Origin of the sequence: Pseudoxanthomonas sp. CF125 (assembly GCF_900104085.1) — a bacterium.
In the GTDB taxonomy this organism is placed as follows: Bacteria; Pseudomonadota; Gammaproteobacteria; order Xanthomonadales; family Xanthomonadaceae; genus Pseudoxanthomonas_A.
The window spans coordinates 873263-894133 of sequence record NZ_FNLD01000002.1; the positions used below are offsets into that span (position 1 = coordinate 873263).

19 protein-coding genes are annotated in these 20871 nt (G+C 64.6%); 5 read left to right on the plus strand and 14 right to left on the minus strand.

Annotated features, from left to right (window positions below; translation table 11 throughout):
- Window positions 1–52: 52 nt before the first annotated feature.
- The 4 genes from rlmM to BLR66_RS13355 all read right to left on the minus strand — a co-directional run bounded on the left by rlmM (window position 53) and on the right by BLR66_RS13355 (window position 4102).
- Entirely contained in the window at window positions 53–1099 is a 1047-nt protein-coding gene (rlmM, locus tag BLR66_RS13340; RefSeq protein ID WP_093287492.1) for a 23S rRNA (cytidine(2498)-2'-O)-methyltransferase RlmM, read from the minus strand.
- A 96-nt stretch (window positions 1100–1195) separates the two neighbouring features.
- Window positions 1196–1759, minus strand: a complete 564-nt coding sequence (locus tag BLR66_RS13345; RefSeq protein WP_093287494.1) for a nucleoside deaminase — start codon at window positions 1757–1759, stop codon at window positions 1196–1198.
- Window positions 1759–2037, minus strand: coding sequence for a hypothetical protein (locus BLR66_RS19425; protein ID WP_255402596.1), 279 nt, complete (start codon window positions 2035–2037; stop codon window positions 1759–1761). The genes BLR66_RS13345 and BLR66_RS19425 overlap by 1 nt, the downstream gene beginning before the upstream one ends.
- A 295-nt stretch (window positions 2038–2332) precedes the next feature.
- Window positions 2333–4102, minus strand: a complete 1770-nt coding sequence (locus BLR66_RS13355; RefSeq protein WP_093287504.1) for a glutamine--tRNA ligase/YqeY domain fusion protein — start codon at window positions 4100–4102, stop codon at window positions 2333–2335.
- 124 nt (window positions 4103–4226) lie between these two features.
- Here BLR66_RS13355 and BLR66_RS13360 point away from each other — a divergent pair, with 124 nt between their 5' ends.
- Together BLR66_RS13360 and BLR66_RS13365 are read left to right on the plus strand one after the other, a co-directional pair.
- Window positions 4227–4490 carry a putative signal transducing protein gene (locus BLR66_RS13360; protein ID WP_093287508.1) on the plus strand — a complete coding sequence of 88 codons (264 nt, stop codon included), beginning with the start codon at window positions 4227–4229 and terminating at the stop codon, window positions 4488–4490.
- 10 nt (window positions 4491–4500) lie between these two features.
- Window positions 4501–6711, plus strand: coding sequence for a GGDEF domain-containing protein (locus BLR66_RS13365; protein ID WP_143014644.1), 2211 nt, complete (start codon window positions 4501–4503; stop codon window positions 6709–6711).
- 112 nt (window positions 6712–6823) lie between these two features.
- On the opposite strand, the gene BLR66_RS13370 is transcribed toward BLR66_RS13365, so the two are convergent.
- From BLR66_RS13370 to ahpC, 5 genes are all read right to left on the minus strand, one after another.
- Window positions 6824–7459 carry a hypothetical protein gene (locus BLR66_RS13370; RefSeq protein WP_093287519.1) on the minus strand — a complete coding sequence of 212 codons (636 nt, stop codon included), beginning with the start codon at window positions 7457–7459 and terminating at the stop codon, window positions 6824–6826.
- Window positions 7456–8424 carry a transaldolase gene (locus tag BLR66_RS13375; protein ID WP_093287522.1) on the minus strand — a complete coding sequence of 323 codons (969 nt, stop codon included), beginning with the start codon at window positions 8422–8424 and terminating at the stop codon, window positions 7456–7458. The genes BLR66_RS13370 and BLR66_RS13375 overlap by 4 nt, the downstream gene beginning before the upstream one ends.
- Window positions 8425–8452: 28 nt before the next feature.
- Window positions 8453–9418, minus strand: a complete 966-nt coding sequence (locus BLR66_RS13380; protein WP_093287525.1) for a LysR substrate-binding domain-containing protein — start codon at window positions 9416–9418, stop codon at window positions 8453–8455.
- 111 nt (window positions 9419–9529) lie between these two features.
- Entirely contained in the window at window positions 9530–11131 is a 1602-nt protein-coding gene (gene ahpF, locus BLR66_RS13385) for an alkyl hydroperoxide reductase subunit F (protein ID WP_093287528.1), read from the minus strand.
- 108 nt (window positions 11132–11239) lie between these two features.
- Window positions 11240–11803 carry an alkyl hydroperoxide reductase subunit C gene (gene ahpC / locus BLR66_RS13390; RefSeq protein WP_093287532.1) on the minus strand — a complete coding sequence of 188 codons (564 nt, stop codon included), beginning with the start codon at window positions 11801–11803 and terminating at the stop codon, window positions 11240–11242.
- A 171-nt stretch (window positions 11804–11974) separates the two neighbouring features.
- Between ahpC and prmC the strand changes: the two genes are divergently transcribed.
- Window positions 11975–12820: a peptide chain release factor N(5)-glutamine methyltransferase gene (prmC, locus tag BLR66_RS13395; protein ID WP_093287535.1), complete on the plus strand. Its 846-nt coding sequence runs from the start codon at window positions 11975–11977 to the stop codon at window positions 12818–12820.
- A gap of 277 nt (window positions 12821–13097) precedes the next feature.
- On the plus strand, window positions 13098–14042 hold the full coding sequence (pip, locus tag BLR66_RS13400; protein ID WP_093287539.1) for a prolyl aminopeptidase: 945 nt from the start codon (window positions 13098–13100) through the stop codon (window positions 14040–14042).
- A gap of 88 nt (window positions 14043–14130) precedes the next feature.
- Here pip and BLR66_RS13405 read toward each other — a convergent pair whose 3' ends face one another.
- The 5 genes from BLR66_RS13405 to BLR66_RS13425 form a co-directional block, all read right to left on the minus strand.
- Window positions 14131–14973 (minus strand): transglutaminase-like domain-containing protein, encoded by an 843-nt coding sequence (locus BLR66_RS13405; RefSeq protein WP_093287544.1) that lies wholly within the window; start codon window positions 14971–14973, stop codon window positions 14131–14133.
- 109 nt (window positions 14974–15082) lie between these two features.
- Window positions 15083–15862, minus strand: coding sequence for an N-formylglutamate amidohydrolase (locus BLR66_RS13410; protein WP_093287549.1), 780 nt, complete (start codon window positions 15860–15862; stop codon window positions 15083–15085).
- The gene (locus BLR66_RS13415) at window positions 15855–16406 is read right to left on the minus strand and encodes an NUDIX hydrolase (protein WP_093287552.1); all 552 of its coding nucleotides are present in this window, start codon (window positions 16404–16406) and stop codon (window positions 15855–15857) included. Before BLR66_RS13415 ends, BLR66_RS13410 begins: the two co-directional genes overlap by 8 nt.
- Window positions 16407–16505: 99 nt before the next feature.
- Window positions 16506–17429, minus strand: a complete 924-nt coding sequence (locus BLR66_RS13420) for a 5'-3' exonuclease (protein ID WP_093287555.1) — start codon at window positions 17427–17429, stop codon at window positions 16506–16508.
- Complete coding sequence (locus tag BLR66_RS13425; RefSeq protein WP_093287558.1) at window positions 17422–18027, minus strand: nitroreductase family protein; 606 nt, start codon at window positions 18025–18027, stop codon at window positions 17422–17424. Before BLR66_RS13425 ends, BLR66_RS13420 begins: the two co-directional genes overlap by 8 nt.
- 163 nt (window positions 18028–18190) lie before the next feature.
- Between BLR66_RS13425 and BLR66_RS13430 the strand changes: the two genes are divergently transcribed.
- Window positions 18191–20503 carry a DUF1631 domain-containing protein gene (locus BLR66_RS13430; protein ID WP_093287561.1) on the plus strand — a complete coding sequence of 771 codons (2313 nt, stop codon included), beginning with the start codon at window positions 18191–18193 and terminating at the stop codon, window positions 20501–20503.
- Window positions 20504–20871 lie beyond the last annotated feature (368 nt).

A 20871-nucleotide genomic window follows, 5' to 3' on the forward strand; every position in this document is an offset into this window, starting at 1 on the left:
GGCTGTCAGACAATAAAGCGTCGCGGGCAGGGCCCGCTCCTACAGGAAGGCGTCATCGTGTTGTGGTGGCGAAGACGGTGATCTCCTCGCGGTCGTGGTAAAGCTGCTTGGCGCGGATGGTCACCGGCTTTTCGGATTGTTCGGCGAAAAGATTCAGGCACAACCTCGTTTCGTCCCAGCGTTTCTTCATCGGCAGCTTCAGGTTGAAGACTGCATGCTTGCACCAGCCTTCGCGGAACCAGGTGGCCATGCGTTCGGCCACGCGCCGTGGCTGTTCCACCATGTCGCAGACCATCCAGTCCAGCGATTGCGAAGGCTTCCATTGGAAACCGTCCGCGCGCAGGTGCTCCACCAACCCGCTATCCATCACGTTCTGGCGCAGCGGTCCGTTGTCCACGCTGATCACGCGCAGGTGATGGCGGGTGAGGATCCAGGTCCAGCCGCCCGGTGCGGCGCCCAGGTCGGCGGCGGTCATGCCCGCTTTCAGCAGCGTTTCGCGCTCCTGTGGGTCGAGTAGCGTCAGCAGGGCTTCTTCGAGTTTCAAGGCCGAACGCGAAGGCGCGTCCGACAGGAGTTTCAGGCGAGGGATGCCCAGCGGCCAAGCGGAACTGTCTTGAGGATCAGCAATAGCCAGGAAGGCATGGTCGCCGTCCACGAAGACGACGTGCAAGCGGGGAAGCCGCGGATTTTCCTTGTCCGTCATCAGGCCGGCCTTGCGCAACGCCGGACGCAAGGCATTGCCGAAGCTGCGCGCCAATCCGGCCAGCGGCTTGGCGACATCCGAATCGGGATGCTCGACCCACAGATCACCGAAGCGGGATTGGCCCGCCAGCGCAGCGAGCATGGGAGCGATGCGGTCCTTGGGATCGAGCCCGCGCAGTTCCGCGATCAGGCGCAGTTTCTGCCGCGCATAGATCAGTTCGCGCCACGGCAACGCTTCCGAAAGCGCCGCGCCGTCGTCGCAGACGAAGACCACGTGGGCGCTGTTGCGTTCGGTGCGCGCATAGCCGGGATGGCCGGCTATTGCCGCGCGTTCGCTGAGTTCGGCCGCAAGCTCAGGCTCGAAGCCCTGGCGGCAATAGCAGAGCAGGCCGGTCATGCGAATGCCGTTGTAGGAGCGGGCCCTGCCCGCGACTGGAGGTAACCGGTAGAGCTTCGTCGCGGGCAGGGCCCGCTCCTACAGGAATGGGGGGTGTCAATAACGGTCGCCGCCGCGTTCGCCGTAGGTGCGCAGGACTTCGCGCGCCGCATCGCGGTTGAGGTCGCGGACCACTTCGATGCCGCGTTTGTTCAATTCGCCGATCCAGTCGGCCGGAAGCGGGCCTTCGTCGAATTCGGTCAGCTCCATCACGTCTTCGGCGCGCGCGCCGATCAGCAGGCGGTCGATGCCGGCCCATACCGTGGCGCCGTAGCACTGGCAGCAGGGTTGCGACGAAGTGGCCAGCGTCACCGTTCCGCCCACCCGTTCGTTGAGGCGCGCGGTCTGCAGGCGTTGCTGGGCCAGCATGTAGGCCATGTTTTCGGCATGGGCCAGCGAAGTGTTCTGCGGCAGCACGCGATTGACGCCGACCGAGATGATGCGGTCGTCCGGCCCGAAGACCACGGCGCCGAAGGGCCCGCCGGTGTTGGCGTCGATATTGATGCGCGACAGTTCGATGGCCAGCGCCACCTTGTCGGCATCGCTGGGGTAAGCCAGCGACGCATCGACGGTTTCGTGCACCCAGGCCGGCAGGGTCAGATGGACTTGCGCGTAGAGCATTACTGGACCTGCGGCGCCGCGCCGCCAGCGGGCGCGCACTGGCCGTTGTCGCATTGGCAGGAGCTTATTTCGGCGAAGCCGCAGACGCTCATCATTCCCTTGGCGGCGCAAGCGGCTTGCACTGCCGCCGGATCGGTCGCGCTGTCCTTGTTGACGCATGCGGGCATCGCGCCGCAGCAGTTGCCGACGTTCTTCACCGCGCAATCGGCGCTGGTCTTGCAGGAAGTGTCCACGACGACTTCCTGCCGGACCTCACGCGGCGGTAGCGGCGAGGACATCGGTGGCGGCGCTTTGGGAGGCGCGGGTGGTGGAGGCGGCGTGGTGCCTGCGAGGTTGCCGGTAGCCGGTTCGGTGGCTGTAGGGGCTGCGCAGGAAGTCAGCGAAAGCGCGATGGTTAGCGAGATCAGTATTGAGGCGATGAGGCGCATGGCGTATCTCCTGTAATCGGATAAATCAGTCGTCGTCCCCGCGAAGGCGGGGATCCAGCGACTCAAGGCTCTGAAAGGCAAAGGCACTGGGTCCCCGCCTTCGCGGGGATGACGGTCTTTTTTCTGGTGCGCCCGTACACCAACATCAGCTTTTTGCCGCCCAAGTATCCCGCAGCGTCACACTGCGATTGAATACCGGCACCTCGCTACGGTGATCCCGGCGGTCGGCGACGAAATAACCGATGCGCTCGAACTGGAACGACTGCTCTGGTTCAGCGCTGGCGGCCGCCGGTTCCACATAGCCTTGCACCGACTTGCGCGATTCGGGATTCAGGTAATCCTGGTAGGTCTTGCCTTCCGATTCGTCGTCCGGATCGGGCACGGTGAACAGGCGGTCGTACAGGCGGAATTCGGCCGGCACCGCATGCCTGGCGCTGACCCAGTGGATGGTGCCCTTGATCTTGCGCTCGGCGCCTTGCATGCCGGGGCGCGATTCGGGATCCAGCCAGCCGCGCAGTTCGACGATTTCACCGGCCTGGTTCTTGACCACTTCATCGCAACGCACGATGCCGGCGCCGCGCAGGCGCACTTCGCCGCCGGGAATCAGCCGTTTGAAGCCCTTGGGCGGCACTTCGGCGAAATCCTCGCGTTCGATCCACAGCTCGCGCGAGAACGGAATCCCGCGTTTGCCGAAGCTTTCGTCCTTCGGGTGGTTGGAAAACGTCAGCGTCTCGTCGTGGTCTTCCGGCAGATTCGCAAGCACCAACTTGACCGGATCGATCACCGCCATCCGCCGCGGCGCGGCCGCGTCCAGATCGTCGCGCAGGCTGCCTTCCAGTACGCTGAAATCGATCAGCGAGTTCTGCTTGCTGATGCCCACCCGGTCGATCAGCAAGCGCAGCGAGGCCGGCGTATAGCCGCGGCGGCGCAGGCCTTGCAGGGTCGGCATGCGCGGATCGTCCCAGCCGTCCACCAGCTTGTCGCCCACCAGCGTGGTCAGCTTGCGCTTGCTCATCACCGTGTAGTTGATGTTGAGGCGGGAGAATTCGATCTGGCGCGGCTTGGCGGCTTCCTTCGGCAGGCCGCGGTCCAGCAGCGGCTGCAGCAATTCGGGATGCGCAGTCAGCGCCACCTTGTCCACGCACCAGTCGTACAACGGCCGGTGGTCCTCGAATTCCAGCGTGCACAGCGAATGGGTGATGCCTTCGATCGCATCGCCCAGGGCATGGGCGAAGTCGTACATCGGATAGATTGGCCAGGCGTTGCCGGTGTTCTGGTGTTCGACGTGCTTGATGCGGTACAGCGCGGGATCGCGCAGGTTCATGTTGCCGCTGGCCATGTCGATCTTGGCGCGCAGGGTGCGCGCGCCGTCCGGGAACTCGCCCGCGCGCATGCGCCTGAACAGATCGAGATTCTCCTCGATCGGGCGATTGCGGAACGGCGATTCGCGCCCCGGTGTGGTCAGGGTGCCGCGATACTCGCGCATGGCCTGCACGTCCAGGTCGTCCACGTAGGCCAGACCGTCGCGGATGAGCTTTTCGGCGGCCAGGTAATAGACGCCGAAGTAATCCGACGCATGCCGCAACGAAGCCCACTCGAAGCCCAGCCAGCGCACGTCGTCCTGGATGGCGGCGACGAACTCGGGGTCTTCCTTGGCCGGATTGGTGTCGTCGAAGCGCAGATTGCAGACACCGCCGAATTCGCCGGCGATGCCGAAATTCAGGCAGATCGCCTTGGCGTGCCCGATGTGCAGGTAACCATTGGGCTCGGGCGGGAAACGGGTATGGACGACCGCGTGCTTGCCGCCTGCCAGGTCCTCGCGGACGATCTGGCGGATGAAGTCGTTCTTCTCTCCGGCCGCGGGAGTTGCGTGGGCATCGTGAGGCGCGGGAGTATCGGAAGGTGCAGCGGACATGCGGTGAGGGAGCCTTGCGTTCGGGGTCACAGTTTAGCCGACGCGCCTGTGCACTTCCTGCGAGCAGGCCGTGGTTTTGCTCGGAACTGGGGTTACTCTGGGTCCGGTGTCCGGGGGAGCCGCCGTGCAAGTCGTTTATCGCGCAAACAACCTGATCGAGGCCCATCTGGCCAAGCATGCGCTGGAAGGCTTGGATATTCCGGTGTTCATTTTTGGCGAATCCCTGCTGGGAGGTGCGGGCGAGCTGCCGCTGTTCGGCGTTTTGCGGGTCTGCGTGCCCGATCCCTACGTCGAAGAGGCGACTGCCTACCTCAAGGAGCTGCCGCTGGAGCAGGGTTGCGAGGACCATGGCGAGGGAGATCCGGGTGCGTTGCCTGCCACGGGGTAGTAATCCGTGTTTGCGCCTCCTGCGGGGCACGGGCGCCTGGTGGCTGGCTTGGGGCCTGTGGGTCCTGTTCTTGACCATGGCCTGGGAAGGCATTGCGCACGCCCAGGGCCCTGTGGCCCCGGCCCTGGAAATCCCGGTCGCCTTGGAATTGCTGGACGCGCAACCGCGCGCGCACCTCAGCCTGGACGGCCGCGGCGTGGTGCTTCCGCCGGAGGGAAGTCCGGCGCGGTTCCGGTTGCGCTTCGATCTGCCCAGCCGCGGCCCGGACGAGTCGCCTTGGCAGCTTAGATTCAATCGCGTCGAGCTGAAGGAACTGCGGTTGCAAGCACCCGGCTGGCGCCCGCCGGTACAGGATTTCTTTCATCCCCAGCCCCACGACGGGCTGTTGCCGATGACCTTTTCGCAAACACTGCCCGCCCATTGGCGCGGACCGGTCAGCGTCGATGTGATCGCCAGCAGCGAACTGGCGCGCACCTTGCGCCCGCAGGTCGTGCGCATGGCGCTGGGAGCCGAGCAGGACAAAAGGGAATTGGCCGTCGCGGTGGCTTTGTATGCCTGCATGCTGGTGCTGGCCATCGTCGCGATATCGCTTTGCCTGGGCGCGCGCGAGCTCGCGTTCCTGAGCTTCCTGGCCTTCGTCAGCACCTCGTTCCTGTTGATGATGGTGGTCAACGGGCATGCCTATACGGCTCCCTTCCTGGCCTGGCTGAAGCCGCTGGGCGGGCAGGGCACCAATATCGCCATGCTGCTGGTGAGCGCGTCCGGAATCTGCACCGCGCGCGATTTCGCGGGGCGGCGTCCGGACAACTTCTGGCTGCGCTGGATCCCCGTTGCCGGCGCTTCGGCGATGGCCGCGCTTGCCGCGGCCGGGTTGTGCGGTCTCGCATTCGCTCCGGAGACCATGCAGATACTGGTGATCGTGGGGTGGGCGGCGGCGGCCGTACTTGCCATGCTCGCCTTCTTCGGCGCCATCATGCGCAAGGCATGGCTGGGGTGGCCGCTGCTGACCGCACTGATCATGCTGGGCGTCAGTTGCACGATGTTCGAGCTGAGCGTGCGTGGAATGGCGCATCCGTTCTGGGGCCGGTTCGGCTACCAGATCGGGCTGGTGCTGGTCGCCGTGGTGCTGGTGGTCGCGCTGATCGGCCGTATCGCCGATTTCCGCCTGAAGCACGAGCAGGAACGCATGGCCCGCAAGGCCGGCGAACAGCGGCTGTTGCAGCAGCAGGCCTATACCGATCTGGCCGACCTGCTGCGCAAGCGCCTGCGCGAAGTCGCCCCCAAGGATATGGAGTGGTACGCGGTTCAAATGGCGATGGAAAGTCTGCTGCCCTGGCTGCAGTTGAATTCGGCCACCATCGTCCTTTCGCGTCCTGGCTACGACCAGACCCGGATCACCGAGCCGGTCACCCATACCTCGCGCATGTCCGCGTTGATCGACGTCAACGATGCGACGCTGCGCGCGGTGGCGCAGCGCAAGTCGCCGATGACCGAGCTGATCATGAATCCGGTGCCGGGAAGCGCGCAGTCGCGTGCGGCGAGCATGGTCTATGCGGCGGTGCCGCTGACCACGGGCAAGGGCGACGTGGGCGTGGCCCTGCTGGAGCGGGTGGGTCCGCAAGCATTCAGTGCCGAAGAGCTCGCATTGGCCGAACAGTTCGGGCATCTGGTATTGCAGCAAACCGCCGAAGCCCGCGAGACGCATAAACTGCGACGTTCGGCCGAGTTGGACGCACTGACCGGCATGCTCAACCGCAATGCCATCGACCTGGCGCTGCGGCATGCTTTTATCGAAGCCCACAAATACGATCAGACCTTGGCCTTGCTGTTCATTGATGTGGACGGGTTCAAGCTGGTCAACGACACCTATGGCCATGCCTGCGGCGATCAATGCCTCAAGCATCTGGCCCAGGTCCTGATCCGAACCTTGCGGCCGGGCGATCTGCTGGGACGATACGGCGGCGAGGAGTTCCTGGTGCTGCTGCCCGGACCGAAGGAGGGACAGGCGTGGGAAATCGGCGAGCGGATCCGTCTGCAGATCGAAGAGTCGGCGGTGGACTGGCAGGGCCAGCCGGTGAAATTGACGGTCAGCGTGGGCGTAGCGACGCGTCTTGCCCACGAACAGGCTCCGGCCGCGGCTTTGGAAAGGGCAGACCGCGCGCTTTACGCGGCCAAGCACGAGGGCCGCAACCGGGTGGTTCTGGCAGCCCGGAATCCTTGAAACAAGTACTCAACGCAAGCGTCCGATGGACACAATGCTCTTCGTCCTTGTAGAGCCGAGCAAGCTAGGCTCTACACGGACGAAAGCAAAAGTGCCTGCTCTTGCGCGCGGATCAAAGCCGCGTGATGCCGCACACGTAGACCATTTCGCATGCGCCGCCGCCGGTGTCCTCGCGTGTGGTCGAACTGCGCCAGCGCCAGCCGTCGGCTGCGTTGGCCTCTATCAGCCAGCCGTCGATGCGCACGTTGTCGCCTTTGCGGATCGCTTCCAGCGCATCGGCAACGGCCGCATCGGCGGGAATCATGTGCATGTTGGCGCTGCTGGTGGTTATCTCGTGGGGCGATAGCGGCGGTTCCCGTTCCCATTGGTAGTGGTACCAGCGCGAGGACTGGCTGATGCTCAGCTGCGACACCACGCTGTCTTCGCGCATGCGCTCCCAGCCCAGGGCCAGATCGGTAGGAGACAGCTCCGCCTCGCGGCCCCTGCGGTAGTCCTCGCGCGAAAGCACGCGCGCATCGACACTGAAGCCGGCCAGCGGCTTCAGCGTAGCCGCCGTTAGCGTGAAGGGACGCAGCGAGTCCGGTACATCGCTTTGCAGCGGCGGATTCCCTTTACTCACCGCTGGTGGAAGCGGACAACCCTGACTGGTCGCCGACGCCTGCGCCGCCCCTTGCGGCGAGCGCGACGAAAACCACCAGACCAGCGCCATCAGCGCCGCGCCTGCGAACAGAACGGTGCGCAGCTTCACGCGGACGCGGATAGCCGGTCGGCAATGGTCTGGCGCAGGCCTACCAGATCCTTGGCGAAGGCAGCGATGCCATCGCGCAGTTTTTCGGTCGCCATCGCGTCGTCCGCCAGGTCCTTGGCGAAGCGCGCCGCGTCGATGGGCGTATCGGTATTGGTTTCCGGCTTGGCGGGCGAAAGCTTGCGCGGCAGTTCGCCGGTTTCCGCCTCAAGTTTCTCCAGCAGATCCGGCGAGATGGTCAGGCGGTCGCAACCGGCCAGCGCTTCGATCTGCGCGGTGGAGCGGAACGAGGCGCCCATCACCACCGTCGACGATCCGCGGCGCTTGAATTCATCGTAGACGCCGCGCACGAATACCACGCCCGGGTCCGCATCGATGCTCGCCGGCGTCTCGCCGCGCGCCACATACCAATCCAGAATCCTGCCCACGAACGGCGAAATCAGGAACGCGCCCGCTTCCGAACAGGCCAGGGCCTGGGTGCGGTTGAAGATCAGGGTCAGGTTGCAGTCGATGCCGTCGCGCTGCAGTCGGCGCGCCGCTTCCACGCCTTCCCAGGTAGCGGCGACCTTGATCAGGATGCGTTCGCTGCCGATGCCGCGCGCGGCGTACATGTCGATGAACTTGTGCGCCTTCTTCACCGTGGCTTCGGTGTCGTGGGCCAGATCGGCGTCCACTTCGGTCGATACGCGTCCCGGGACGAGTCCGGCCAGGGCCGAACCCACCGCGATGGTCAGCCGGTCCACCACCTCTTCGACCAGCGCTTGCTTGTCGCCCGATTGCGTGCGCGCCCAGGCCAGTTCTGTTTCGATGGCGTCCGCGTAGACCGGCAGATCCAGCGCCTTGCGCACCAGGGTAGGGTTGGTGGTGCAGTCGACCGGGCGCAGACGCTTGACTGCGTCGAAGTCGCCGGTATCGGCGACCACGACGGAAAGTTCGCGGAGTTGTTGCAGTTTCGATGCGGAGGTCATGGTGCTTTGATTGTCCTGATAGGGGGCTTCAGTGGCGTTTGCCGGCAGACTTCCTGCCCGGAGACGGTGGCGGCTGCAGGCCGATTTCGGGAGTGGGCGAGAATAGCTCCGCCGGCAGCTCGGAGAATACCTTCGACAGCTCCAGCAGGAACCCGGCCATTGCCGAACTCCTGCGCCATAGCATCGCAATCTGGCGGCTGGGATGCGAGTCGCTGAAGCCTAGCAAATGTATGTTCTGTGATCGGGCCACGGGCGGTTTGATCGCCAGCGTGGGTAACAGGGTGATGCCCACGTTGGCGGCGACCATCTGCCGCAGCGTTTCCAGGCTGGTGGCGCGGAATTCGGACTTCTCGTTCGCGCCCGACAGCCGGCAGACTTCCAGCGCTTGCTCGCGCAGGCAATGGCCGTCTTCCAGCAGCAGCAGTTTCTGATTGGAGAGCTCGCCCAGGCTCAGCGAATCGAGTCGGGCCAGCGGATGGTTCTCCGGTACCGCCAGCAGGAACGGTTCCTCGAACAGGAACTCGCTGTGCAGCTGATCGTCGTGCACCGGCAGCGCGAGCAGTGCGGTGTCCAGTTTGCCTTCGTGCAGGCGCGACAGCAGCACGTCGCTTTTCTCTTCCACCAGCAGCAGTTCCAGTTGCGGGAAGCGTTCGCGGATGCGCGGGATGACATGCGGCAGCAGATAGGGGCCGAGCGTCGGGAAGATGCCCAGCCGCACCGTGCCGGCTTCCGGGTCTTGGCTGCGCCGCGCGGCTTCCTTCATCTGTTCCACTTCGGCGACGATGCGGCGCGCGCGTTCGGCGGCATCGCGGCCCGCGGGCGTCAGCATAACCTTGCGCGGCGCGCGTTCCACCAGCGACACGCCCAGCTCCTCTTCCAGCTTCCTGATCTGGGTGGACAGCGTGGGCTGGCTGACGAAGCACGCCGCCGCCGCGCGACCGAAGTGCTTGTGGTCGGCGAGAGCCAGCAGGTACTTGAGGTCGCGGAGGTTCATGGAGGAGTCTTCATGTACGGCACCTCGCAATTGTAGAGCCGAGCTTGCTCGGCTGCTTTTGATTCCCGCGGAGAGCAGCCGAGCAAGCTCGGCTCTACAAGGCGGGTTATCTCAGGCGGCCCGTGCTTCTGCAACGGTTTCGGCCGGTGCGGAAGTCCGGATCAGATGGTCGAACGCGCTCAGCGCGGCCTTGGAACCTTCGCCCATCGCGATCACGATCTGCTTGTACGGCACAGTGGTCACATCGCCGGCAGCGAACACGCCGGGCAGAGAGGTCTGGCCGCGTTCGTCGACGATGATCTCGCCGCGCGGGGACAAATCGATCGTGCCCTTCAGCCACTCGGTATTGGGCAGCAGGCCGATCTGCACGAAGACGCCTTCCAGCGCCAGCGCGTGCTTCACGTTGTTGCCGCGGTCCTCGTAGACCAGGCCGTTGACCTTCTGGCCATCGCCGGTGACTTCGGTGGTCATGGCCGAGGTAACGACCTTGACGTTGGGCAGGCTGCGCAGCTTGCGCTGCAGCACTTCATCGGCGCGCAGCTGATGGTCGAATTCGATCAAGGTGACGTGGCTGACGATGCCGGCCAGATCGATGGCCGCTTCCACGCCGGAGTTGCCGCCGCCGATCACCGCCACGCGCTTGCCCTTGAACAGCGGGCCGTCGCAGTGCGGGCAGTAGGCCACGCCCTTGTTGCGGTATTCGTTCTCGCCGGGCACGTTCATCTGCCGCCAGCGCGCGCCGGTGGTCAGGATCACGGTCTTGCCTTTCAGCGAGGCGCCGTTTGCCAGCTGGATTTCGATCAATTCATCGCCGTGCACCAGTTTCTCGGCGCGCTGCAGGTTCATGATGTCCACCTCGTACTGGCGCACATGCTGTTCGAGCTGCGCAGCCATCTTCGGGCCCTCGGTTTCCTGCACGGAGACGAAGTTCTCGATGGCCATGGTGTCCAGCACCTGGCCGCCGAAGCGTTCGGCCGCCACGCCGGTGCGGATGCCTTTGCGCGCGGCATAGATGGCCGCGGCCGCGCCGGCCGGACCGCCGCCGACGATCAGCACATCGAACGGCGCCTTGGCCGCGAGCTTCTTCGCATCGCGCGCGGCCGCGCCGGTGTCGAGCTTGGCGACGATCTCTTCCACTTCCATGCGGCCCTGGCCGAAGACTTCGCCGTTGAGATAGATGGTGGGCACCGCCATCACCTGGCGTGCCTCGACTTCCTGCTGGAATAGCGCGCCGTCGATGGCGACATGGTGGATATTGGGGTTCAGCACCGCCATCAGGTTCAGCGCTTGCACCACGTCCGGGCAATTTTGGCAGCTGAGCGAGAAATAGGTTTCGAACTTGAGCACGCCGTCAGGGCCCGGACCTTCCAGGCCCTTGATCTGTTCGATCACGTCCTGCGCCGCGCGCGAGGGATGGCCGCCGACCTGCAGCAGCGCCAGCACCAGCGAGGTGAACTCGTGGCCCATCGGGATACCCGCGAAACGCAGGTGGATGTCGTGGCCCGGGCTGTTGAGCGCGAAAGACGGCGTATGCGCATCGGCATCGCGACGTTCGGTCAGGCTGATCTTGTCGGAGAGCAGGACCAGCTCGCCGAGCAGTTCCTCCATCTCGCGGGATTTTTCGCTGTCGTCCAGCGACGCCACGATTTCGATCGGGCGCGTCACCTTCTGGAGGTAGGCCTGCAACTGGGTCTTCAGATCGGCATCAAGCATGGAGTACTCGCGTGGTTGGTTCGGATAAAACCCTCCCCCGCGCACGGGGGAGGGGATCGCCTCTTTGGGGGAGGTAGGTATTGCGGAGCGTTGTTGCGAAGCCAGCGTTTAGATCTTGCCGACCAGGTCCAGCGAGGGGGCCAGGGTCTTTTCGCCTTCCTTCCACTTGGCCGGGCACACTTCGCCCGGGTGGCTGGCGACGTAGCGGGCGGCCTTGAGCTTGCGCAAGGTTTCGCTGATGTCGCGGGCGATGGCGTTGTCGTGGATTTCCGCGGTCTTGATCACGCCTTCGGGATTGATGATGAAGGTGCCGCGCAGGGCCAGGCCTTCCTCGTCGATATGCACGTCGAACGCGCGGGTCAGCTGGTGGGTCGGGTCGCCGATCAGCGGGAACTGCGCCTTGCCCACGGCCGGCGAAGTCTCGTGCCAGACCTTGTGCGAGAAATGCGTGTCGGTGGTGACGATGTAGACCTCGGCTCCGGCGTTCTGGAACTCGGCGTAATGGGTGGCGGCGTCTTCGACTTCGGTGGGGCAGTTGAAGGTGAAAGCGGCCGGCATGAAGATCAGCACGGACCAGTTGCCTTTCAGATCGGCGTCGGAAACCTGGATGAACTTGCCGTTGTGGAAGGCATTGGCGGTGAAGGGCTTCACTTGGGTATTGATCAGGGACATCTATGCTTCCTTCGTTGGTGGGGTGATTGATAGGAACCGTGAATGTTAGTGGCGATCGATTGATATCTCTAATCGATTGATGGCATTGTATTGATAGTCGATGACTATCGGATGACCGGCTTTCCCCCTGTCGATCAGCCGCAATGCCCTGAAACCCAAGCCGCCGCTACGATGTCGCCGATGGATATGAGCCCACCCTCCCGATTGGACGCAGTTTTGCGCCAAGCCAGCGAGCGCGTCGAAATGGCCGATGCCAGGCCCTTGCTCGCCCATGCGCTGGGAAAGCCGGTGTCCTGGCTGTACGCGCATGGCGATGAAACCATCGAGGCATCCGCGCTGCGGCGCTTCCAGTCGCTGCTCGAAGCGCGCGAATCGGGCCGGCCGGTCGCCTATCTCATCGGCCGGCGTGGTTTCTGGACGCTCGATCTCGCAGTCACGGCCGACACGCTGATCCCGCGCCCGGAGACCGAACTGCTGGTCGAACTGGCGTTGCAGCGCCTTCCGGTCGCGCTTCCGTTGCGGGTCGCCGATCTGGGCACCGGCAGCGGCGCCATTGCGCTTGCGATCGCCAAGGAGCGTCCGCAATGCAGCGTCGTCGCCACCGATGCCAGCGCGGCGGCCTTGCAGGTCGCGCGCGGCAACGCGCGCGACCACGCGATCATCAACGTGCAATTCCGTGAGGGAAGCTGGTTCGCGCCGCTGACAGGCGAACGCTTCGACCTCATCGCCAGCAATCCGCCGTACATCGCCGAGGGCGACGCGCATCTTGCGCAAGGCGACCTGCGGTTCGAACCGGCAGCCGCGCTGTCTTCGGGCAGCGACGGGTTGGACGATATCCGCGAACTGGTTCGCGGTGCCGATGATTTCCTTCAGGCTGGTGGCTGGTTGTTGCTGGAGCACGGCGTCGATCAGGGTGCGACGATCCGGCAACTGTTTGTAGCGGCGGGATTCGTCGAAATAGCGACCGAGCGTGACCTCGAGTCGCGCGATAGAGTGACGTTGGGGCGTCGGCCGTGACGCGGAGCTTGGCAAGGACCGCAATGTCCATCGTCATGCCGGAACTCTAATCCTTGCGGTCGTCATCCCAGCGAAAGCTGGGATCCATTTTGACTTTGCTCTTGCTTCGAGGCCCTACGATGGAAAGCAAGATCAAGATGGATCCCAGCTTTCGCTGGGATGACCTCACGCGTGGAGGCAGTCGGCTTGCAAAATGCTGCTTTCTGGCCAGCTCTCGAAACAACGAAGCAATCGCCCCTGCGCTAAACTTCGCGCTCCCAGATCGCAGGCCACACCCATGCGTCAGCTCTACCCGGAAATCGAACCCTTCGACACCGGCACGCTCAAGGTCGACGAACGCCACACGCTCTACTACGAACAGTGCGGCAATCCGCACGGCAAGCCGGTGGTTCTGCTGCACGGCGGCCCAGGCGGCGGCTGCAGCCCGAAGATGCGGCGTTTCCACGATCCGGCCAAGTACCGCATCGTGCTGTTCGATCAGCGCGGTTCCGGCCGCTCCACGCCGCATGCGGATCTGGTGGACAACACCACCTGGCACCTGGTCGCGGACATCGAACGGCTGCGCGAAAAACTCGGCGTAGATCGATGGCAGGTATTCGGCGGCAGCTGGGGTTCCACCTTGGCGCTGGCCTACGCGCAGAAGCATCCGCAGCGGGTGACCGAACTGGTCCTGCGCGGCATCTTCATGCTGCGGCGCTGGGAGCTGGAATGGTTCTACCAGGAAGGCTGCTCGCGCCTGTTCCCCGATGCGTGGGAACACTTCCTGGAGCCGATTCCAGCGGTGGAGCGCCACGACCTGATCTCTTCCTTCCATCGCCGTCTGACCAGCGAAGACGAAGCCACCCGTCTGGCCGCGGCGCGCGCTTGGAGCGTGTGGGAAGGCGCCACCAGTTTTCTGCGCGTGGACCAGGATTTCATCAGCGGCCATGAAGACGCCGCCTTCGCGCTGGCCTTCGCCCGCATCGAGAACCATTATTTCGTCAACGGCGGTTTCTTCGAAGTGGAAGACCAGTTGCTGCGCGATGCGTACAGGATCGCCGACATCCCCGGCGTGATCGTGCATGGCCGCTACGACGTGGTCTGCCCCATGGCCAATGCCTGGGACCTGCACAAGGCCTGGCCGAAAGCGCAGCTGGTGATCTCGCCGACGGCGGGACACTCGGCGTTCGAAGCCGAGCATGTGGATGCGCTGGTGACGGCGACCGACAAATTCGCTTTGTAGGAGCTGCGTAAGCTGCGACCGGAACGCTTCAGATCGCAGGCAGCAACCAACCTGCAGCCCATTTCCACAGTCGCAGCTTACGCAGCTCCTACGTGGCGGTGGGTTCGCGAGGAATCAACGCTTCCACGAAGGTTTCCTCCGACCACACCTCGAACTTCTCCAGCGTGTTCGGCCCGAAGGTATTGCTGATCGCCACGTCGGCCGCATCGCGCCCGCGCGCGATCAACACGCGGCCGATGCGCGGGAAGTTGTGGCGTGCGTCGAAGGTGTACCACTGACCGTCTAGAAAGGCTTCGAACCAGGCCGAGAAATCCATGGGCGCGGCGCTGGGCGGTACGCCGAAGTCGCCGATGTAGCCGGTGCAGTAACGCGCCGGAATGTTCATGCAACGGCAGAGCGCGATGGCCGAATGGGCGAAATCGCGGCACACGCCGCGTCCTTCTTCCAGTGCCTGAGCGGCGCCCTTGGTGGCGTTGGCGAACTCATAGCCGAACTGGATGCGGTTGTGCACGTAGTCGCAGATGGCCTGCACGCGCGCCCAGCCGGTCGGCGTCTGGCCGAACAGCTCCCAGGCTTGCTCGGCAAGCTTGTCGGTCTCGCAGTAGCGGCTGCCCAGCAGGTAGACCAGGGTTTCATCCGGCAGTTGATAGACCGGAATCTGCTGCGCATCGGGGACGACCGCGTCGGTCCAGCCCGTATCGCGCACCACGGCATCCGAGGACACGGTGAAGGACCCGGCCGGCGAAACCAGACGCGTGCAGAGATTGCCGAAGCCGTCGTGGTACTGCTGCAGCGGAACGGCCGGCGAAGTCTGCAGTTCCTTGGCGATGGCGATGTCCGCGCGCCGCGAATCGTGCAGGTTCAAGGTCAGCAGCATCGGGGTCGGTTCGGGAAAGCGGTGGGTGATTTCGAAACCGAGGCGTATCAGCACGGGAAACTCCGGGGCATGGAGCCGCCGGCACTGCATCGCACCGTGCAGGTGCAACGGGCGGAGTAGCGGTGCTGGAAGCGTGGGGTAGCACCGTTGTAGCAGAAGCGGATCAGCCGTGGGTCAAATCCGGCAACAGCGCAGGCAGAATCCGGGCCAGCCGCTCGGCCCATTCCTCCTGTCCCGCCGCATCGTCAATCAGGTCCTGCCGGATTTCCAGCTCCACATGCAATAGCCCGCGCTGCTCGCCGTGCACCGGAACGGCGAAGTCGCTGGTGTCGCTGACCGCGTACGGTTCGTTGTCGCCGACCACCATTCCTGCTTCCGCGCGCAGTGCGTCGCGCAAGGCATGGGCCAGGCGCGCGTCGCGGTGGTAGAGCACCCCTGTGTGCCAGGGCCGCACGAAGCCCGCGAACACAGGGGTGAAGCTGTGCAGCGAGACCAGCACCGGTGCGGGTGACTCTTCGCTGCGGCGATCCAGTTCCTGGGTGATGCGCGCGTGATAGGGCGCGAAGATCTCCAGCGCGCGCGCTGTCCTGGCGTCGTCGTCCAAGCTTTCATTGCCGGGAATTGCGGTCCCATCGCTGACGGCGACTATCGAGCCGGGCGCTTCCAGCGGACGGTTGCAGTCGATCACCAGCCGCGAATAGGTCTGCAGGATGGCGAAGGCGTCGAGCTTTTCCGAGAGGCGTTCGGCCAGGCCGGCGATGCCGATGTCCCAGCCGATATGGCGATCGAGTTCGGCCTGCGACAGGCCCAGATCGCCCAGGCGCGCGGGAATTCTTTGCCCGGCATGGTCGGCGATCAACACGAAAGGGGAATCGCCGTGCGCGCGATGGACGGTAAAAGGGGCTGGATCGTCCGCGCCCAGCAGCGTCGCCGGGCTATCCACGCGGCGCGCCGTCCAGGTGGTGGTCGATCATCCACAAGCCGGCCCACAGCTTGGCGTCCAGTTCGTAGCCTTCGGCCATTTTCCGCACCAGCCACGCAGCAGCCTGTTTGCGCGGAATCTCGTGGACGGTGATGTTCTCGTCGCCGTCGCCGCCCCCCGCGCCGACCCGGGTCAGGCCAGTGGCGCGGACGAAGGCGATCTTTTCGCTGGCCATGCCCGAAGAGGTCGGGCCAATCATCAGTACTTCCGCGTGCGCGGCGGTCCAGCCGGTTTCCTCCTCCAACTCACGGACCGCGGAGATCTCGATGGATTCGTCGGCATGGATGTCCCCCACCAATCCAGCCGGCATCTCGATGGTGGCCGCCTGCAGCGGCACGCGGAATTGTTCGACGAACAGCACCTTGTCCTCTGGCGTCACCGCGATGATGATCGCGGCCAGTCCGGTGGCGTGGGTGCGTTCCACGTATTCCCAGGTGCCGCGCTCGATCATGCGCAGGTATTTGCCTTCGTAGACGGTCTTGGGCGGTGCGGTCTTGTCGTTCATGCGTACATGCTAACGGGAAGATAAGAACCGATGTAGGAGCGGGCCCTGCCCGCGACGAAGCTTCACTGGGAAAGCCTCGGTCGTGGGCAGGGCCCGCTCCTACAAGGCGTTGTCGGCAAGGCCGGCGGCGGCGCGCAGCCGCCGGCGCGTCATCGGGCCGAAGCGCAGCGATTCGGAAAGCGCCTCGAGCATGCCGGCATCGACGCTGGCGCGGACGAAGTCCGGTTCGGCGCTGTCCACCGGCGCATCCAGCGCGATGGTCGACAGTTGCCGCCACAGCAGCGCATGCTCGCGTTGCTCGCGCAGGCGCACGGCCATCTGCGCCGCGCCGCGCATACGCAGGAAGGCTACTTCGTCGATGCGCGTAAGCAGAATGTCCAGGCTGCCGAAATGCGCCAGCAGGATCGCCGCCGACTTGGCGCCGATGCCGGTGACGCCCGGAATGTTGTCCACCGCATCGCCGGTCAGCGCCAGGTAATCGGCGATCTGGGTGGCTTCCACGCCGTGGCGCGCCTTCACCCCGGCCATGCCCCAGCGCTGCCCGCGGGCGAAATCCCATTGCTCGTCGGCTTCCATCAGCAATTGCGACATGTCCTTGTCGGCCGACACGATGACTCCGCGGAAGCCGCGCGGCCGGGCGAAGTGCAGCGCGCTGCCGATCAGGTCGTCGGCTTCGTATTCGCTATGCGCCAGCACATTCAGGCCCAGCGCGGCGCACAGCGCCTTGCAATGGGTGAACTGGCGCTTGAGTTCTTCCGGTGCCGGGTCGCGGTTGGCTTTGTAGGCCGGGTAAAGTTTGTTGCGGAAACAGCTGTCCAGCGCTTCGTCGAAAGCGATGGCGATGTTCTGCGGACGCTCCTGTTCCAGCAGTTCCAGCACGAAACGCGCGAAGCCATGCACCGCATTGGTCGGCCAGCCATCGGCATCGTGGAACTGGTCGGGCATGGAATGCCAGGCGCGGAACACGTACAGGCTGGCATCCACCAGGTACAGGGGCTTGGGCGCGGCCATCGCTTCAGGCATGGTTCGACGAGCTCACCACCGACGGTGGTTGCCAGTCGCTCAGCAGGGCCGCGACCTCTGGGCGCTCGCGCTCGGGCACATCGAGCTTGGGCGTACCGATATGGATGAAACCGACGACTTTTTCATTTTCTCCAAGGCCCAAGGTCTGTCCGATCGATTCGTCGTAGGCCGCCCAACCGGTCAACCATTGCGCCCCGAAACCCAAGGCCTGCGCCGACTGCAACAGCGCGAAGCAGACGCAGCCTGCACTGAGCAGTTGTTCCTGCTCCGGCACCTTGTGGCCGGGGGTGAGCCGCGCGATCACGGTAACGATCAGCGGCGCATGGGAAAAGCGTGCGCGGTCTTTCTCGACTGCCGCCTCCGGTGCCTGCGGATCGCGTTGCAAGGTGCGGACGGCCAGCGCTTCCCCCAGCGCATGGCGGGCCTGGCCCTGGATGCGCAGCAAGCGGAAGGGCACCAGCTTGCCGTGATCGGGCACCCGCACCGCGGCCTGCAGCATGCGCAGCAGGGTGGCATCGTCGGGACCGGGCTCGGTCAGCTGTTTGGAGGGGACGGAAAGGCGGCTATCGAGGAATTGCAATGGGTTCGGGGTCGTCATGGAGGCTAGTTTAGCGTTTCATGCATGTTGCACGGCATCAAAGTGCCTAACGGGTCACGGTTGCCGCAGACCGCGATTCCCTAAGCTGTACAGGTGGGACTAGGAGTTCCGATCCTGTCCAGCCCCCGACACAAATCGCCTGCCAAGGCGGGGAACCTTGAGCATGTCCAGCAGCACTCACAACGCCGAGCATTACGGGCGCGATTCGCGGTTGCTGGAGCAAGCGCGGGCGACCGTCGTGCCTCCGCTGGTGGATACCTTCGCGGTGGCCCTTGGCCGCTTCGACGACGCCTTGTTCGATCGCGCCGAACGCGCCGGCCATTCGCAGATGGCTTTCCTGGATGCGATGCGCGAACTGCGCCGCCGCCGCGACGAGATCATTCGCCGTTTCCGCGCGCATCTGGACAAAGCCTGGCAATCGCTGGAAGCCGGCGAACCGCTTTCGATGGAAAGCGCGCTGGCCGAACCCAGCTCCGCGCTGAGCCTGGTTTCGGACCAGGAACTGGAATCGCGACTGGCCGCGCGCAACCTGGCCAGCGTGATCATGCGCGATTGCAAGCCGGTGCTGCAGCGCCTGGATCGTCGCCTGGGCTGGATCGCCGGCAATCTGGTGCTGGACAACGACCACAATCCCATTGGCCCGGAACATATCGGCGTCGCCATCCATGAGGCCTTCGCCACTTGCGAGCTTTCCCTGGAAGTGCGGCTGGTGGTCATCAAGCTATGCGAGCGCGATCTGGTGCCCGGCATCGGCCGTATCTACGAAGCGCTGGATCAGCGGCTGGTGCAGTCGGGGGTGATGCCCGAGATGCCCGCTACCCGTTCGCCCGCCCGGCCGGCGCAGCGCGCGCCGGAGACGGAGCGGGAGATGGCGCGTGAGATGGAACGGGAAGCAATGGCCGAGGAAGACGAAGCCAGCGCACCGGCCTGGGCCGCCCGCTTCACTCACCGCATGGCGGGCATGAAGGGCGGCATGCAGGCGTCCCTGGCGCACAACAACTTCGGCGATGGTCCTCCGGGTTATGCCGGCGGCGCGCAGGGCGTGCTGCTGGAGGCGTTGCACCACTTGCTGCAGGAGTCGCGAGGTAATCGCGAGGCTCCGGAACCTTCGCGCGCTTCCTCCGGTGGGGACAACCGTCCGCTGTCGCAGCGCGAAATGCTGTCGGTGCTTTCCCTGCTGCAAAGCACGCCCAGCGCAACGCTGCGCGCGGCCATCGGCGATACCGGCGAATCGCTGGCCCAGCGCTTGAAGAGCGAAGTGCTCAGCGGCGCCACGCAATTGGGTGTGGACCCTTCGACCGCGCGCCTGGCGCCGGTGGACGAGGACGCCATCGATCTGGTCGGCATGCTTTTCGACGTGATGCTGGACGAGCGCGATCTGGAAGGCCGCCCGCGCGAACTGATCGGTCGGCTGGTGGTTCCTTTCGTCAAGGTCGCGTTGCTGGACCGGCGCATGTTCGTGCAGAAGACCCATCCGGCGCGGCGCTTGCTTAATGTGCTGGCCGAGGCTTGCGAAGGCAACAACGGCGAGAGCGCGGCCGAGCGCACGCTGATGACCAAGGTCGAGGAAGTGGTGGACCGCCTGACCGCCGAGTTCAACGAGAACCTGGCCATCTTCCTGACTCTGGAAGAGGAATTCCGCGATTTCCTGGGCCAGCACAAGCGCCGCATCGAAATCGCCGAACGCCGCGCCGCGGAAATACAGAGCGGCCAGGAACGCCTGGAAAGCGCGCGCGTGCGCATGGCGCAAGAGCTGTCCAGCCGTCTGGACGGACGCCATGTGCCGCAGGCCATCGACGATTTCATGCGCCAGCCCTGGGCCCACCACGTCACCATGACCGTGCTGCGCGAAGGCGAGGACAGTGACGGTTTGCGCGATGCGCTGGCCCTGGCCGATGGTTTGATGGAAGAGCTAACCGAAGCGCAGCGCCAGATCATCGGCAAGCCGTGGCTGCAAAGCTGGCGGCCTTCGCTGCAAAAGGTGTTCGCCAGCGTGGGCATGAATCCCGATGCCGCCAGTTCCGCGGTCGATGCGCTGCACGACACTTTGCAGGCGGTGGCGGCCTCGCGCCCGGACCTGGAAAGACAGCTTCCCGAGCTGCCGCAGGTCGCGCTGCCGAAGGTGGCGGAGGACGATTCGGTTTCCATCCAGTTGGTCGGGGGCACCGATACGCTGGATTTCGACAGTACCGACGCCGACCATTTCCGCTCGCTGGCGATCGGCACGTGGCTGGACTTCGTGGACAAGGACAACAAGGTGCAGGCCGGCAAGCTGTCGTGGGTCAGCCCGATTTCTTCGCGGCTGTTGTTCGTCAATCGCCGCGGGGTGCGTTTCTGCGTGGCCTCGCCGGAAGAGCTGGCGATGATGGTGCGCATGGGGCGGCTGCGCACGCACGAGGAAGAGGATGCGTTCGATAGCGCGATGCAGGGTGTGATCGAGCGGTTGGACCCGGAAAAGGCGGCGGTCGGCGCCTGATTTTCGCTCGCCTTCATCTCAAATTCTCCTGAATCGTTATCCCCGCGAAGGCGGGGACCCAGCGACTTGCGCACAAACCTTAGAAAAAAATCAGTCGTCATCCCAGCGAACGCTGGGATCCATCTTGATTTTGCTCCTGCTCCTGCATTTGCTTCTGCCTCCTCCCTTGCGCGCAGCGCAGGGGAGGATTGAGGAGGGGTGCTCTTGCTCTGGCTTTTACTTTTGCTTCAAAGCAAAAGCGTTGACCAGCCATTCGGCTGTTGAAAGCCGCGCTTTGCGCGAGTCACTTTTCTTTGAACGGCAAAGAGAAGTAACCAAAAGAAAGCCGCCCCCGTATCAAGTACGGGGCAGGCTCTAACGCCGCGCCC

Excerpts from the sequence above, each read along its gene's own strand:
- BLR66_RS19425 (WP_255402596.1), bottom strand. The coding sequence starts at position 2,037 with ATGTCCTCGCCGCTACCGCCGCGTGAGGTCCGGCAGGAAGTCGTCGTG.
- prmC (WP_093287535.1), top strand. The coding sequence starts at position 11,975 with ATGTCGCCGATGGATATGAGCCCACCCTCCCGATTGGACGCAGTTTTG.
- BLR66_RS13420 (WP_093287555.1), bottom strand. The coding sequence starts at position 17,429 with ATGCCTGAAGCGATGGCCGCGCCCAAGCCCCTGTACCTGGTGGATGCC.
- BLR66_RS13380 (WP_093287525.1), bottom strand. The coding sequence starts at position 9,418 with ATGAACCTCCGCGACCTCAAGTACCTGCTGGCTCTCGCCGACCACAAG.
- BLR66_RS13355 (WP_093287504.1), bottom strand. The coding sequence starts at position 4,102 with ATGTCCGCTGCACCTTCCGATACTCCCGCGCCTCACGATGCCCACGCA.
- pip (WP_093287539.1), top strand. The coding sequence starts at position 13,098 with ATGCGTCAGCTCTACCCGGAAATCGAACCCTTCGACACCGGCACGCTC.
- rlmM (WP_093287492.1), bottom strand. The coding sequence starts at position 1,099 with ATGACCGGCCTGCTCTGCTATTGCCGCCAGGGCTTCGAGCCTGAGCTT.
- BLR66_RS13345 (WP_093287494.1), bottom strand. The coding sequence starts at position 1,759 with ATGCTCTACGCGCAAGTCCATCTGACCCTGCCGGCCTGGGTGCACGAA.
- BLR66_RS13375 (WP_093287522.1), bottom strand. The coding sequence starts at position 8,424 with ATGACCTCCGCATCGAAACTGCAACAACTCCGCGAACTTTCCGTCGTG.
- BLR66_RS13430 (WP_093287561.1), top strand. The coding sequence starts at position 18,191 with ATGTCCAGCAGCACTCACAACGCCGAGCATTACGGGCGCGATTCGCGG.
- ahpF (WP_093287528.1), bottom strand. The coding sequence starts at position 11,131 with ATGCTTGATGCCGATCTGAAGACCCAGTTGCAGGCCTACCTCCAGAAG.
- BLR66_RS13425 (WP_093287558.1), bottom strand. The coding sequence starts at position 18,027 with ATGACGACCCCGAACCCATTGCAATTCCTCGATAGCCGCCTTTCCGTC.
- ahpC (WP_093287532.1), bottom strand. The coding sequence starts at position 11,803 with ATGTCCCTGATCAATACCCAAGTGAAGCCCTTCACCGCCAATGCCTTC.
- BLR66_RS13415 (WP_093287552.1), bottom strand. The coding sequence starts at position 16,406 with ATGAACGACAAGACCGCACCGCCCAAGACCGTCTACGAAGGCAAATAC.